13 protein-coding genes and 1 riboswitch are annotated in these 13,838 nt (G+C 69.0%); of the genes, 4 read left to right on the top strand and 9 right to left on the bottom strand.

Going from position 1 to position 13,838, the window contains the following annotated elements:
- The first annotated feature begins 3 nt into the window (after positions 1–3).
- From AB0M51_RS37515 to AB0M51_RS37505, 3 genes are all read left to right on the top strand, one after another.
- Positions 4–1,002 carry a HEAT repeat domain-containing protein gene (locus tag AB0M51_RS37515; RefSeq protein WP_344190796.1) on the top strand — a complete coding sequence of 333 codons (999 nt, stop codon included), beginning with the start codon at positions 4–6 and terminating at the stop codon, positions 1,000–1,002.
- Entirely contained in the window at positions 1,002–1,610 is a 609-nt protein-coding gene (locus tag AB0M51_RS37510) for a VOC family protein (RefSeq protein ID WP_363753109.1), read from the top strand. The genes AB0M51_RS37515 and AB0M51_RS37510 overlap by 1 nt, the downstream gene beginning before the upstream one ends.
- Before the next feature lie 153 nt (positions 1,611–1,763).
- Positions 1,764–2,312, top strand: a complete 549-nt coding sequence (locus AB0M51_RS37505; protein WP_363753106.1) for a hypothetical protein — start codon at positions 1,764–1,766, stop codon at positions 2,310–2,312.
- Positions 2,313–2,667: 355 nt separating this feature from the next.
- Here the strand turns inward: AB0M51_RS37505 and AB0M51_RS37500 are convergent, their stop codons facing one another.
- The 8 genes from AB0M51_RS37500 to AB0M51_RS37465 form a co-directional block, all read right to left on the bottom strand.
- Positions 2,668–4,188 (bottom strand): DUF222 domain-containing protein, encoded by a 1,521-nt coding sequence (locus AB0M51_RS37500; RefSeq protein WP_363753103.1) that lies wholly within the window; start codon positions 4,186–4,188, stop codon positions 2,668–2,670.
- Between the two features lie 295 nt (positions 4,189–4,483).
- A complete protein-coding gene (locus AB0M51_RS37495; protein ID WP_363753100.1) occupies positions 4,484–5,155 on the bottom strand; it encodes a (2Fe-2S)-binding protein in 672 nt (223 codons plus the stop codon).
- Positions 5,152–5,946: a CbtA family protein gene (locus AB0M51_RS37490; protein WP_344190806.1), complete on the bottom strand. Its 795-nt coding sequence runs from the start codon at positions 5,944–5,946 to the stop codon at positions 5,152–5,154. Before AB0M51_RS37490 ends, AB0M51_RS37495 begins: the two co-directional genes overlap by 4 nt.
- 1 nt (position 5,947) lies before the next feature.
- Positions 5,948–6,154, bottom strand: a complete 207-nt coding sequence (locus AB0M51_RS37485; RefSeq protein ID WP_344190808.1) for a CbtB-domain containing protein — start codon at positions 6,152–6,154, stop codon at positions 5,948–5,950.
- 48 nt (positions 6,155–6,202) lie between these two features.
- A riboswitch (adenosylcobalamin (AdoCbl) riboswitch) is annotated at positions 6,203–6,291 on the bottom strand.
- Positions 6,292–6,324: 33 nt separating this feature from the next.
- On the bottom strand, positions 6,325–7,245 hold the full coding sequence (locus tag AB0M51_RS37480) for a 5,10-methylenetetrahydrofolate reductase (RefSeq protein ID WP_344190811.1): 921 nt from the start codon (positions 7,243–7,245) through the stop codon (positions 6,325–6,327).
- The gene (locus AB0M51_RS37475; protein ID WP_344190813.1) at positions 7,242–8,069 is read right to left on the bottom strand and encodes a metal ABC transporter permease; all 828 of its coding nucleotides are present in this window, start codon (positions 8,067–8,069) and stop codon (positions 7,242–7,244) included. Before AB0M51_RS37475 ends, AB0M51_RS37480 begins: the two co-directional genes overlap by 4 nt.
- Positions 8,066–8,857, bottom strand: a complete 792-nt coding sequence (locus AB0M51_RS37470) for an ATP-binding cassette domain-containing protein (protein ID WP_344190815.1) — start codon at positions 8,855–8,857, stop codon at positions 8,066–8,068. The genes AB0M51_RS37475 and AB0M51_RS37470 overlap by 4 nt, the downstream gene beginning before the upstream one ends.
- Entirely contained in the window at positions 8,854–9,750 is an 897-nt protein-coding gene (locus AB0M51_RS37465; protein ID WP_325040680.1) for a zinc ABC transporter substrate-binding protein, read from the bottom strand. The genes AB0M51_RS37470 and AB0M51_RS37465 overlap by 4 nt, the downstream gene beginning before the upstream one ends.
- Before the next feature lie 233 nt (positions 9,751–9,983).
- Between AB0M51_RS37465 and AB0M51_RS37460 the strand changes: the two genes are divergently transcribed.
- On the top strand, positions 9,984–10,823 hold the full coding sequence (locus AB0M51_RS37460; protein WP_344190818.1) for an SAM-dependent methyltransferase: 840 nt from the start codon (positions 9,984–9,986) through the stop codon (positions 10,821–10,823).
- 4 nt (positions 10,824–10,827) lie between these two features.
- On the opposite strand, the gene AB0M51_RS37455 is transcribed toward AB0M51_RS37460, so the two are convergent.
- Complete coding sequence (locus tag AB0M51_RS37455; RefSeq protein WP_344190820.1) at positions 10,828–13,821, bottom strand: alpha-N-acetylglucosaminidase TIM-barrel domain-containing protein; 2,994 nt, start codon at positions 13,819–13,821, stop codon at positions 10,828–10,830.
- Positions 13,822–13,838: the final 17 nt, after the last annotated feature.

The raw sequence follows: 13,838 nt of genomic DNA, 5'->3' as shown, positions 1-13,838 counted from the left end.
GGCATGCTCATCGGTGAGGTGGCCCGCCGGTCCGGGGTGAGCTCGCGAATGCTCAGGCATTACGAGTCCCTCGGGCTGGTGCGGCCCACCGGCCGGACGGTCGGCGGGTACCGCGAGTACGCCGACGACGACATCCGGCGGATCTTCCACGTCGAGGCGCTGCGCTCGCTCGGCCTGTCGCTGCGCGAGATCGGCCGCGCGCTGGAGGATCCCGGCTTCGCGGCGCCCGCGCTGCTCGGCGACCTGATCCGGCGTACCGAGGAACGCCTGCACCGCGAGCAGGAGCTCCTGGACCGGCTGCGCGCGATCGACGCCGCGACCCCCGACGACTGGCCCGACGTACTGCGGGTCGTCGAACTGCTGCACAGCCTCAACTCCCCCAGCGCCGCCCGCCGCCAGCAGGCCGTCCTCGCGCCCACCGACGACGAACTGCCGACGGAGATCCTCGCCGCCGCCCTCCTCACCGAGTCCGACCCGAACGTCGCCGGCGCTCTGCGGTGGGCGCTGGCCCGCTCCACCGACGACGTACTGGCCGCGTTGACACCCGCCCTTCGCTCGGCCGACGTCACCATCCGCCGACGCGCCGTCGTCGCGATCGCCGAGATCTCCACTGCTGACGCGGTCCCGGTACTGACGGCCGCGCTGAAGGACCCCGACCTCGCCGTCCGCAAGCACGCCGCGCTGTCGCTCGGCGCCCGCGGCGAGCGATCCGCCGTACCCGCGTTGGTTGCCCTGATCATCGAAGGCGCCAACGACGTCGACGCCGCGGAGGCCCTCGGCACCCTCGCCGCCGACCCCGGCACCGCCACGCACATCCTCACCACCCTGACCCACAAGCTCCCGCGCAGCTCACCCGAGGCCCGCCTCCGCCTGGTCCAGGCCCTCGGCGAACTCCCGCCGTCCGTCACCCACGACACCCTCGTATCGCTGACCCACGACGAGCAGACCCCCGTAGCCCTCACCGCGAAGGCGCTGCTTCGTGCCTTTGAGAAGATGAGCTGATGGAGCCAGCACTTGTCCCGGAACTGCTTGTCGAATCGGTTGCCGAGAGCATTGACTTCTGGTGCGCGGCTTGTGGGTTCGAGATCCTGTACGAGCGGCCTGAGGAAGGATTCGCGTACGTCGTACTCGGCGACGCACACGTAATGCTCGAACAGGCCGGCGTCGGACGGAACTGGGTCACCGCGCCGCTGGAGCGCCCGCTCGGGCGAGGCATCAACCTGCAGATCGCCGTACCGTCGATCGTGCCAGTTGTGGAAGGGCTGCACCGGGCCGGGCGGCAGCTGTTCATGGAGCCGGAGACCAAGTGGTACCGGACCGATCGCGGCGAGGTCGGGGTAGAGCAGTTCCTTGTGACGGATCCGGACGGGTACCTGCTCCGCTTCCAGTCACCGGCGAACATGCTGGAGATCAACGGCGAACGCTTCCAGATCTCCACCCGCCCAGGCCATCCCGGCACCTACGACTACACCTGGCTCACCGGCCCCAACCCCAACTACGGCTTCACCGAATCAGGCCCTGCTGCCCCTACTCGCACCGACATGGACCATCGCCGCGCGATCGCGTCGTTCCTCGCCGGCATCAACCCCTTAACCGGCTACCTCGACTGATCGCAGCCATACGAGGGCGTCGTGCCGCGGCTGCAGGCAATCCCACCCAACAACACCCGCGGACACGACAGATTCCACCCGACGGGCACCACAGGTACGACGAGCACGAACGCCAGCCCACATGCGGCGAGCACCGCACGTACGGCGGACACAATGCGTGCCGCGAGTTCCGCAGTACGACTGGTCGCCGCGAGTACAGCGGCCGCCACACCTACCACGCGAACTGCAGGTGCTGCGGCTGGTACGGCACGCACCGCGAGTATGGCGAGCGCCGCTGCCTCCGCAGTACGACGAGTGCGGCGCGGAGAACGAGTACCGCAGGTACGGGCGCACAGCTGGCGCCGCGAGTACCGCAATCACGGCGAGTGCGGCGGCTGCCTCGCCGTCGAGTACCGCGGCATACGGCAGCACACCGAACACGGCCAGCACGACGGACACCGCCAGTACGACGGGTACGACGGGTACGACGGGTACGACGGGTACGACGGGTACGACGGGTACGACGGGTACGACGGGTACGACGGGTACGACGGGTACGACGGGTGCAGCCGGCATGACGTGTGCGGCCGGCGGCGGATGTACCGCGAGTACGGCGGCCACCACACGCACCAATCGTACGGCAGGTGCTGCGGCAACTGCGGCACGTACCCGCGAGTGTGGGGGGCCGCTGTCTCCGCAGGTACGACGGGTGCTGCGGGGTGAGCGCACGGTAGGTGCCGCGGGTGCCGCAAGCACGGCGGGGTACCGCAGTTGCCTCGCCGTCGAGTACCGCAGGGTACGGCGGCACAGCGAGTACGGGCAGTACGACGGCGTCTCAGGCACGGCAGGTGCCTCGTGTCCCGTAGGTACGGCGGATACCGCGGGGTGTGGCGGCTGCCGCGCGCGACCAGTGCCGCGGTGGTGCGCGTATCGAAGGTGCCACGCGCACGCAGGTACCTTCGCGTACGCAGCACGGCAGGCGTCGCGGGAGTCGCGGGCATGCCCGAGCGTCGAGCGCGGGTGGGTGGGGACCCGCGCTCGACGGGTTGGTGGGGTGTTGCCCGAGGTTGGTCGGGGGTCAGATGGTGGCGAAGGAGGGTGGGCCGGTGGCGGGGTTGGTGGGCGTGCGGTCGCCCCAGACGGCGAAGCGGGCTGCTGCGGTGAGGGTGGCTTCGTCGGCTGTCCAGCGGCTGGTTCGTGGGGTGGGCGTGGGTGGGTCGCCCCAGGGGTCGGCTGGTGGGCTGTCGGGTTCGGGTGGCGTGGGTCTGTTGTCGGGGTGCTCGGGGTAGGCCGGTTCGGCGCCTGGCGGGGCAGGCGTGTGCGGGTCGGCGCTGGGTACGGGTTCAGGGCCGGCCGGGCCAGCGGCCGGTGGTTGGGCGGCAGCCGTAGGTGGCGGTTGGGTGGGGGCGGCGGGTGGCTGGGTGGCGTACACCGCGGTGGGGTCGGCCCAGGCTGGGCGGGCTACGTGAACCTTGCCGTTGGTGATGGTGATGTGCCAGCGCCCGTTGTGCAGATCTACGTGATGACGACGGCACAGCAACAGCAGGTTCTCTACAGATGTAGCTCCGCCATCTAGCCAGGAGGTCAGGTGGTGGGCGTCGCACATCACCGGGGGTGCCGTACAGACCACGCAGCCGCGGTCGCGGGCGATCAGCGCGTGGCGGATGTGGCGCGTGACCAGGCGTTCGCGGCGCCCGACATCCAAAGGTTCGGAGTTCGAGCCCAGGACCAGCGGGATCACGTTCGCGTCGCACGCCATACGACGGATGGTCGCCGCGGACAGGTCGTCGCCGTACACGATCTGGCCAGTCGCGTTCGCAGTCGCCGAGCGCAGATCGTCCAGGTCGATCGTCACGGTGATGTTGGCCTTCGCGCCGTGCCCCGCGGTGTCGGTGTCCCACGCGTTCGCCGCGACGGTCAAGGCGGTGGTGAGGGCGTCGGCCTGGCGCTTGTCCCGGGGGCGGGGATCGTGGTCACCGTCGACCGTCTTGTGGGGGCGGGCGCCGGTGTGGACGATCGCGCACAGGAGCTCGGCGTTCTCGTTGGCCAGGAAGCCGCTGAACTTGACCCCGTTCTCGGCGGTGCTCAAGGTCAGCGACTCCCGCGCGTACGCCTTCTGTTCTTCGGGTTCAGGGCCGTCGAAGTCGATCCGGTTGCACAGTTCCTTGGCGGCGGCGCGCAGTTCCTTGGGCGTGTGGGTGCCGGCGAGGCCGACCAGCTGCTCCTCCGCGACGTCCAGGTTCTCGACCGGGACGCGGGGCCGGACGCGTTCGAGTTCGGTGACGATCGCCGCGGCGTGACCGGTTCGCATCAATGGGTTGTCGGTGAGGGCTGCGTCGACGGCCTTGTACTTCGGGAGGGCTCGGGCGAGGTGGACGTCGCGCCAGACTTCCGCGCGGTCTCGGCGATGGCGCAGGGTCAAGAGTTCGACGATGTCGCGGGCGCCGACTTCTTGGGCCAGGCCGTCGGTCTCGGCGCGGGCGGTCAACTGGACGCGGATACCCTCGAGGCGGTTGATCTCGGCGTCGACCTCGTCGAGGGCGGGCAGAACCTCGTGGTTGCCTAGAGCAACCACTGAGCGTCCACCGAGAGTATCCATGACAAAACTCTAGCTGGTGCCTCCGACAGTTCCAAAGCAGAATGCCCTTATTTTTAAGGAGATTAGTTATCCACAGATTCGACCACTTCTCCCCCGGTGGGCTGTGGAAATCATTCGTCGAGGATAGGTCGTGTCGTGGCGACGCCTTCGCCTCGCGCGGCTACAGCATCTGTTAGCTCTTCCGGTGTTCCCCGGCGGTGTCGCGGGCGCCGGGTTCTTGGGTCCGCCGAGAATGTCCATGCGAAGAACCCCAGCTGGCGGCACAGACAGGTTCAGAGCTGAGATCGCCTTGTTTTCAACGGGATTCGTTGAGAACGCAATCCCCGCAGAGGGGGCCTTTGTGGTTGGGGGCTGCGCGGTAGATGAGGCAGCAGCTGCGGCGGCGGAAGGGGTTGGGGGTGTGGGCGTCGCGGAGGGGCGGGAGGGCCAGAAGGTCGGTGGTGACAGTGTGGGCGCGGGTGGCGAGGGTGGGGTCGGCGTTCGAGAGGGCGGTGGCTGCGCCGTTGACGGCTGAGGCGACGTTGCCGGTCAAGATGTGGTCCGACAATTCAAAGGCTTGGGCGATCGCGGGAAGCGGTCCGTCGAAGAGTTCGCGGTGCAGGTCTCCCCCGGCCGGCGGGATCGGAGGTAGGGACAGTGGGAACGCGCCGCCGAGGACGGGCTGCCAGTGGAGGTGGTCGAGGGCGAGGTCCGGGACGCGGTCCTCGAGTACTACGGCGGCGAGGGCTGGGGAGATGATGCGGGCGACCAGGCCGAGGTGGGTCACCGAGGCGGCCACGCGTACTTCGATGGCCTCGGCGGGCTGGCCGCTTGCCGTGCCGAGGTAGGCGCGGGTGTGGGCGATGCGGTCTGCCAGGATCGCAGGATCGTCGACGAGCTCCGACAGCCGGCGCCAGGGCGGCTTCGGCGTCGGCGCCGCATGCTGTTCGACGCTGAAGAAGGGGCCTAGAGCGGCGAAGAGCGTCACACCGCGACCTGGGCGGGGCTGCGGAGCAAGCGGTCGGCGAGCGGGCCGAACACCAGGCCGATCACGCCCCAGAGCAGTACCTGCGCACCGACGGAGTACAGCCGGAACGCGTACAGCCGGTCGGCGTCGAAGCCGGGAGAGACGATCGTCCCGTGCGAGTCGGTCAGCGGGAGCGGAGTCTCGGTCGCATGCCGGCCGTACTCCTGCACGTTGGCTGCGAGATGCCCAAGCGAAGGCAGCAAGGCCATCACGATACCGATCACCACGACGTACGCCGCGAGCGCGAGCAGAGTCGCGTTCCAGTTGCCGAAGTGTGGCGCCAGACGTTTGCCCAGGGCAACGGCTCCGAGCAGGAACAGCAGTGAGCACACGACCATCACCAGGTACAGGTTGGCGCGGGCCTGGATGGTCTCCTCGTGGCCGATCGCGGGCGGGTTCGCCGGGTACTTCAGGAACGGTACGAAGTAGAAGCCGAGGAAACCGCCGACCGCGACCAGCATCGCCAGTGTCCGCGGACGAAGGCGGCCGACGCGGCCAAGGCAGATCGCGTACGCGACCGCGAACAGCGCGCCCATCGCGATCCCGAACAAGACCATGCCGACGCCCATACCGACGTTTGCCTGCACCGTCCGGCTGAACAGGTCCGGCTCGGAGTGCGTAGCTTCACGGCCGTTCTCGTAGTCGATCGCGGCCTGGATCTGCGGCTCCGCGAAGATCCGCGCGAACCCGAACGCGACCAGGCCACCGGCTCCGCCGGCCAGCAGGCCGCGGAGGATCAGTTGGCGCTCCATCTCAGTGGCAGGGAAAGCCGAGGAAGTGCCGCGCGTCGTGCACGAACTCGTGGACGTGCAGGTCCTTGCCGAAGATCGAGTACGCACCCTGGTCGACGCCGATGAAGTAGTACGCCAGGAATGCCAGGACCGCCGTACCGACCAGCCACAGCGCAGCCTTCGACACCGGCAGAACGACCGCGGTCGTCGGCGCAGACAGATCACTCACGTGAAGCCTCCTTCAGGGGATCGTGCGTCCCGCTATCGGTGGAGCATCGCGACGGCGAAGTATCTGACTTGCCGGACCAGTCCGGCTCACAGTGGCGCGACCGTGCCGAATTCCCATCGGCTTCCTTGCGCCGTCACTGTCTGGGAGCGTACGGATCCCGCCCCTGAACGTCAACCGACGAACGTACGAAGCTCCTTGACGAGCTCGACACTGGCGTCGTTCTCGATCCGCCGGGTGGACACACTTTCCACGTTGAAACCGAACGGGAGGCCCCGCTCGCGGCAGTACGTCGACAGCGTGCGGGCGATCGCGACGCAGTGCGCGTACGAGTCCGCGACCGGGTCGACGGAGTGAACCAGTTCGTTGCGGAGCCACCGCGGTACGCGAACGCCGAGCCAGGCCAGGAACTCCAGCGTCTTCACCGAGCCGCAGATCGACAGCGTGAACACGATCGGCACCGGCTCGACGTTCTCGGCGCGGCACAGGTACAGGTAGTCCGACGCCAGGTCCATCGCGGCGCCGACGTCGTAGATGATCTGCGTCACGAAGAACGAGCAACCGCTGCGCTGCTTCCGGAGCAGCCGGTGGTGCTCGTCCAGGCGGGACGAATGCCGTTCGGGGATCGTCACGCCGCCGAGCGGCAGCGCCGACCCGGAGCGCTGCCACAGGTCGTACGCGGCCGGTAGCGTCGTCCGTACGTCGGCGGAACTCGTCGGGGCGCCGACCATCACGGTGCCGAGCCGGCCCGGGGTACGCCGTACCCAGGAGTCCAGCTCGGCCTCGGTGTACTTGCCGACCGAGCGGTACACGATCGTCGGCCGGTCCCACCAGGACAGGTGGTCGGCGAGGAAGTCCGCCGGATCCATCGTCGGGCTGAACGGGAACGGCCGCTCCTCCGGGATCCGCTCCGCCTCGTCGTCGATGTCGTAAAGGATCAGCGCGTCGATGTCGAGCTGCTCGAGCCGGGTCCGTGTCACCGCGGTGAAGCGTTCGAGCGCGTCCGGGGCGATCGAACGCCGGGGCGGCGTCATCCCGTACAGCAACAACTCCGTAGGACGGCCACTCCCGAGCAACGTAGACAGATCGTTCACCGCGTCAGCTTAAAGGAGGACAGCAGGCGGCATACGAGGTAGACGAGGAACGAGATCGTCGTGATGTACGGGCTGATCGGCACCGAACTGCCCGCGGACAGGAGGATTCCGCCGACCGAAGCAGTGACGGCGAAGGCGATACTCAGCAGCGGTACGACGATCGGCGACGACGAGACCCGGAGGGCCGCTGCGGCCGGGGTGACCAGCAGCGAGAGGACGAGCAGAGCTCCGACGATCTGCACCGAGACCGCGACCGCGAGGCCGAGCAGGATCATGAAGACGATCGACAGCACACCGACCGGGACGCCGCGCGCGGCGGCGACGTCGGCGTCGGTGCTTGCGAAGAGCAACGGTCTCCACACCAGCACCAACCCGGCCGCGACCAGGACCGAGATGACGATCAGCGACTTCACCTGCGGGTCGTCGATCGCCACGATCTGCCCGGTCAGCAGGCCGAACTTGTTCGCCGCCCGCCCGTGGTAGAGCCCGAGGCACAGGATCCCGAGCCCGAGACCGAACGGCATCAGTACGGCGGTCACCGAGTTCCGGTCCCGCGCCCGCGCACCCAGTACGCCGATCAGCAGCGCCGCGACGAGCGACCCGACCAGCGCCCCGGTGACGACGCTGACGCCGAACAACAGCCCTGCCGCGGCTCCGGCGAACGACAGCTCGCTGACGCCGTGCACCGCGAACGCCATGTCGCGCATCATCACGAACACCCCGATCAGCCCGCCGACGACGCCGAGCACGACGCACGCGATGATCGAGTTCCTCAGCAGCGGCAGCAGTTCGGCGTACCCGGAGAAGTCGAAGATCGCGCTCATCGCGCACCGGCCGGTTCGTGGTGCTGCTCGGGGATGCCCGCGACCAGGATCCGCCCGTTGTGGCGGATGACCTCGACCTGTGCGTCGTACAGGTCGCTCAGTACTTCCGTGGTCAGCACCTCGTCCGGCGTACCGATCCGGAACCGCTGGTTCGCGATGTAGAGCAGCCGGTCGACCTTGTCCAGGATCGGGTTGATGTCGTGGGTGACGAACAGGACGCCGAGGTCCAGCCGCCGGCGGGCGTCGTCGACGAGATCGCTGACCAGCCGTTGGTGCGGCAGGTCCAGCGACAGCAACGGCTCGTCGCACAGCAGCAGCCGCGGCTCGGCCGCCAGCGCCTGCGCGATCCGCAGCCGTTGCTGCTCGCCGCCTGACAACGACGACACCGGGGTGGATGCGTACGCCTCCGCCCCGACCGACGACAGCAGCTGGTTCACCCGCTGCCGGCGTCGCCGCGACGGTAGCGGCACACCCCACCGGTGCCCGTCCACGCCGAGCGCGACCAGGTCCCGGCCCCGCAGCGGTACGCCGTCCTCCGCGAGCCGTTGCTGCGGGACGTACCCGATCCGCCGGTCACCGCGACGGACCGGCGTACCGAGGAAGGTCGCGGAGCCGGACCGGAGCCTGAGCTGTCCGAGGATCACCTTGAGCAGGGTGGACTTCCCGGATCCGTTGGCACCCAGTACGGCGATCAGCTCACCGCTGTGCACCTGCAGGTCGAGACCGTCCCAGAGTGTGCGGGACCCGAAGCCGACCGCGGCCTGCTCGAGGGTCAGTACGTCGCTCATCGCCCGAGCGCGGCGCCGACCGCATCGAGGTTCGCGGTCATCCAGCCGATGTAGTCCTTGCCGTTCGGGAGCGTCTCGGTGACCGGCACCACCGGGATGTTGTTCTGCTTGGCGGCGTCGAGCAGCTTCTGGGTCTCCGGGCCGCTGGTCTGCTCGTTGTACGCGAGCAGCTTCACCTCGTGCTTGCTGTACAGCTGCAGCGTCGCGTCCAGGACCTTCGCCGGTACGTCGCTGCCCTCCTCGATCGCCTCGCTGAACTCGGCCGGCGTCTTGTTCTGCAGGCCGACCGCGTCGAGCAGGTACACCGGCACCGGCTCGGTGATGCCGACCGGCTGCCCGGCGTACTTCGCCTTGAGCGTCGCTTCCTGTCGCACCAGGCCGTCGAGCTTCTGCTTCAGCGCGGCGGCATTCTGCTGGAAGGTCGACGCGTCCGCGGGCGCGGCCTTCGCATACGCCTGCTCGATCCGGTCGACGACCTTCACCACCGAGGGGAAGTCGTACCAGACGTGCTCGTTGCCCGTCCGGCCCGAGATCGTGACCGCGTTCAGCACGGTCGCGGACGAGTTCTTCGCGGTCTTCAGCATCCGGTCCATGAAGTCGTCGTAGCCGCCGCCGTTCTCGATCACCACCTGCGCGCCGGCCACGGCCGCCTGGTTCCGGGTGCCGGCCTCGAACTCGTGCGGGTCGGCGTCCGGGCTGGTGATGATCGAGGTCACCTCGACCTTGTCGCCGCCGACCCGGGCGGCCAGGTCGCCCCAGACGTCGGTCGACGCGACCACCTCGAGCTTTCCAGGAGCTGAGCCGGCGGCGGCTTCGTCCTCCGACGAGCAGGCGCCGGCCCCGAGGGTCACAGCGGCAACGACAGCGGGCAGAACGAGCAGTCTGCGATTCACGGTACGACCAACCTTCGAGCGGAGTGAAATGACAACCGTTATCATTATCGCATCCCGCTCCGGGACGCCAGCCGGCCCGGTGCAAAGCTTCGGTCAAGGGCGCCTCCGGGACGCGCCGAAGCCTGCCGAAGTGACGCCTGACCGGAGTAGGGTTCTGGTGCCGGTGTCACGGTCAGTTGTGCTCCGGTTACGATGATTTTCAGTTCTGAACCGCACTGCGAAATGGGATGTTCATGGCCGAATCGCACGACGCCGAACCGGGGATGTACGACCAGCTGAACCTGGACAAGCCGCACCCGGCCCGGGTGTACGACTACTTCCTCGGCGGGAAGGACAACTTCGCCGCCGACCGGCAGGCCGCGGAACATCTGCTGCAGGCGTTCCCGGGGTTCCGGACCGCCGCCCAGTCGAACCGGATGTGGATGCACCGCGCCGCGCGCTACGCCGCGGAGCAGGGCATCACGCAGTTCCTCGACATCGGCACCGGCATCCCCACCGAGCCGAACCTGCACGAGGTGGTCCAGGAGATCATCCCGTCGGCACACGTGGTGTACGCCGACAACGACCCGATCGTGCTCGCCCACTCCCGCGCGCTGCTGGTCAGCAAGCCGGAGGGCAGGACGGCCTACCTCGAGGCCGATGTCACCGACCCGCAGGCGATCCTGGAGTCCGCCGAGGTCAAGGACCTGATCGACTTCGGCAAGCCGGTCGCGCTCAGCATCGTCGGCGTCTTCCACTACCTGCCCGACCACCTGAAGCCGTACGACCTGGTCCGCCAGCTGGTCGAGCCGCTCGCGCCGGGCTCGCTGCTGATCTTCTCGCACTGCACGCCGGACTTCGCGCCGGAGCTGTGGGAGCGCGCGATGGTCGTCTACAAGGCCGACGGCGGCGAGGCTCAGGTCCGCAGCAAGGAAGAGGTGACCCGCTTCTTCGAGGGCACCGAGCTCGTCGAGCCCGGTGTCGTGTCCCCCTTCCGCTGGTTCCCGGACGACGAGACCCAGGCGTACGTCGACCGCGGCGAATTCACCGACATCATGTGCAGCCTCTGGGTCGGCGTCGGCCGCAAGCCGTAGCCGGTTAGCCCGGCGTGCCGTTCAGGTAGAGGTTCCGGACCTGGGCGGCGGTGAGGGCTCCGGAGTAGATCCTGACGTCGTCGACGGCGCCGGTTGTCGCGTCCTTCGGGGGGAAGCTGCCGAGGGCGGCGCGGCCGAGGGGCGTGGTGGTGGCGATCGTGCCGACCGGGGCTCCGTTCGCATACACGGTGATCTGCGTGCCGTCGTCGACGTACGTCAGGTAGGTCCAGGTGGACTTCGGTACGACGTAGTTGACGGTGTAGTCGGCGACGTTGCGGCGGGTGACACCGACCTTGCCGGAGCTGGAGTTGATCTTCACGATCGAGGTGTCGCTGTTCAGCAGCGCCATGCTGCTCGGGCCGCCGGTCAGGTTGACCCAGGCGCCGACCGACCACGGGCTCGGCAGGTCGGGGGCGGTCGTTTGGATCGTCCCGCTCCCGCCGGTGAACCGGATCGCCCCGCCGACCTTTCCGGGCTGCACGGTGACGTCGCCGAGGACAGTCCCGTCGTACCCGCCGGCCTCGTCCGTGACCGTCGTACTGTCCATCGTCCAGTGGTCGACCAGCGTCAGACCGATCGCGAACCGGGCGGTCGCGGTGTACCGGTCCTCCGTCACCGTCAGGTTGTGCAGACCTTCGGGCAGTGCAGGCGGCGGACAACTCCAGGTGTGGTCGGCGCGCACAACGGTCGAGCACAGTCGTACGCCGTTCTCGCGGACGACGACCGTACCGCCGGGGACGCCGAGGCCCCCGATGCGTACCGGGGACCCGGGCAACCAGGCGTCGGCGGCCGGGTCGGTCACGACGAGCGGCGACAGCCCGAGGGTGTCCGCGATCGCGCCGGCGGCGGCAACCGTGCTCCCGGAGGGCTCCGTCGGGTACGTCGGGCCCGACGTCACGTAGCTGCTCGCGCGGGCGATCCAGTCGATCGGCGCGGGCGCGGTGCCGTCCTGGAGGGCCCTGGCCAGCGTCGCGAAGTACGCTTTCCAGTTCTCCTTGTAGTACCCGCTGAGCAGGCCGCTGTAGCTGTGGTTCGCGTAGTTGTTCAGCCCCGGTGACTTGTACCCGTCGGCAGGATCGACCCAGCTGGTCCACAGGTACAGCAGCGAGTCCTTCTCCGCGCCGGCGTTGGCGGCGTACGTGCCCATCATGAACCACGGGACCGTGCCCATCACCTCGTCGGTGCGGTCCAGCAACTCGAGCCACCGCGCGGTCAGCCGGTCGAACGCGGCCGTGTCCTTCAGCAGGTACGCCGTGTTGATCCGCGGCAGCAACGTCCGTGTCTCGTTCCCCGTCACGGTCGACGCTACGTCGGCGAGGTCGAAGTCGTACGCCGCCCGCTGCACCACGTCCGGTGCGGCGAGCAACAACTGCGGGAGCGCCGTCGCGAACCGGTTCATGTCGTACGGCTGCTGCTTCGGCGAGGCCGGGTCGGCGTTCCGCGCGGTCAGGCTCGGCTGCGCGACGAACAGGGTCTCGGCCGGCTCCGCGTGCGTCCCGTTCGACGGCCGCGGCAGCGAGTAGGCGGTCGAGCCGATGATCTCCCAGGCGGTTCCGGCCGCGGTCGTCCCGTACCGGCCGTACGCGTAGTCCCGCATCCAGCCCGCCAGGTCGAACGCCGCCGCGTGCCACGGCAGCTCGGACAGCAGTTCGAACGCCGCCGGGTCCTCGAATCCCTCGGGCATCACCGCGATCCCGGTCATGTTGTTGCCCGGGGCACTCAACTGCCGGTAGTACCGGTCGATCCAGAGCTGCCCGGTGGCGCCCATCACGGTGTGCCCGCCGTAGGCGTAGATCGAGCCGAACAGGTACTTCGTATCCGGCCAGGCGCTCTCGCGCCCGAACGTCGCGACCGCGTCGGACAGGCCGTCGCTGACCACGAACTTGCTCTTGTCCGCGATCCCGGCCAGCTGCGCGGTGGTCGGGTTGTGCTCCCAGCCGAGCTGCATCCAGGTGGCCCCGGACTCGTTCGCCTGCAACGCCGCCATGATGCTCGCGGTGACGTCCTGCTGCGGGATGCCGCCGGACGAGCCGCCCTCCTGCAGCGGGTTCATCCGGTAGAGCGTGCTGCTGCCGAGGATCTCGTCGGCGTGCCGGTAGTACGACGCGGCGACCTCGGCGAAGAACGGATCCGTCGGCGCCAGCCAGGACGGCCGCGGTACGCCGGACCACTTGCCCTGCGGAAGGATCGTCGTACCGGCCGGGGCGTGCGCGGCGAAGTCGGTCGGAACGGTCCCGATGAAGCCGGGCAGCACCGGCACCATGCCCAGTTCGCGGACCCGGTCGGCGATGCTGCGCCCGAGTTCGGCGCGCCGGTCGAGCAGCGCCTGCGGGATCGGGGCGCCGTAGTTCGACACGTTCTGCATCGCCCACCACGGCTGCGTGGTCGGCAACGGGATCCATGCGCGGGTCTGCTCGGCGGAGTACCCGAAGTCCTCGAGCACCTTCTGGTACACGGCGTCGGTGCCCGGCAGGACGTACACCTGGTTGATGCCGTGCAGCGCGTAGACGTCGAGGAGGTCCTGCCAACCGGCCCAGTCCAGGTACGGATCGGTGTAGCCGTCCTGCGTGTCGTTGCCGACGTACCGGTTCGCCGTGTTCGCGACCTGGGTGATCGGCTGCGCCGGTGCCGGGACCGGGATCGGGACCACCGGGTGCGGGTTGCCCAGGTTCGCCGCCGCGTGCACGACGTACTTGAGGTACCAGCCGGCGCCCTGGTTCGCGGCCGAGGCGGTGGTGGCGCTGATCGTGACGTGCCCGGTGCGGCCCGAGATCGTGAACCGCTCGACGCCGTCGGCGGCCGGGGTGATCTCGAAACACACCTGCCGGGCGGCGACCGAGCCGGCCACCCGGGCGAACATCGCCTGCTGGGCCGGGGCGGACGCCGCCCGGCAGTCGTGGGACTCCAAACCCTGCCTCCCGGGGGCGGCCGGGGCAGCGGCCGCCGGCGACATCACCAAGCTCATGATCCCTGCGATCACCAGCACGAACCGACGCATGATCTCACCTCACTCCC

Source organism: Kribbella sp. NPDC051137 (genome assembly GCF_040682535.1).
In the GTDB taxonomy this organism is placed as follows: domain Bacteria; phylum Actinomycetota; class Actinomycetes; order Propionibacteriales; family Kribbellaceae; genus Kribbella; species Kribbella karoonensis.
Note: the sequence above shows the minus strand (reverse complement) of the source record. Positions and strands in the feature narration are given on the sequence as shown.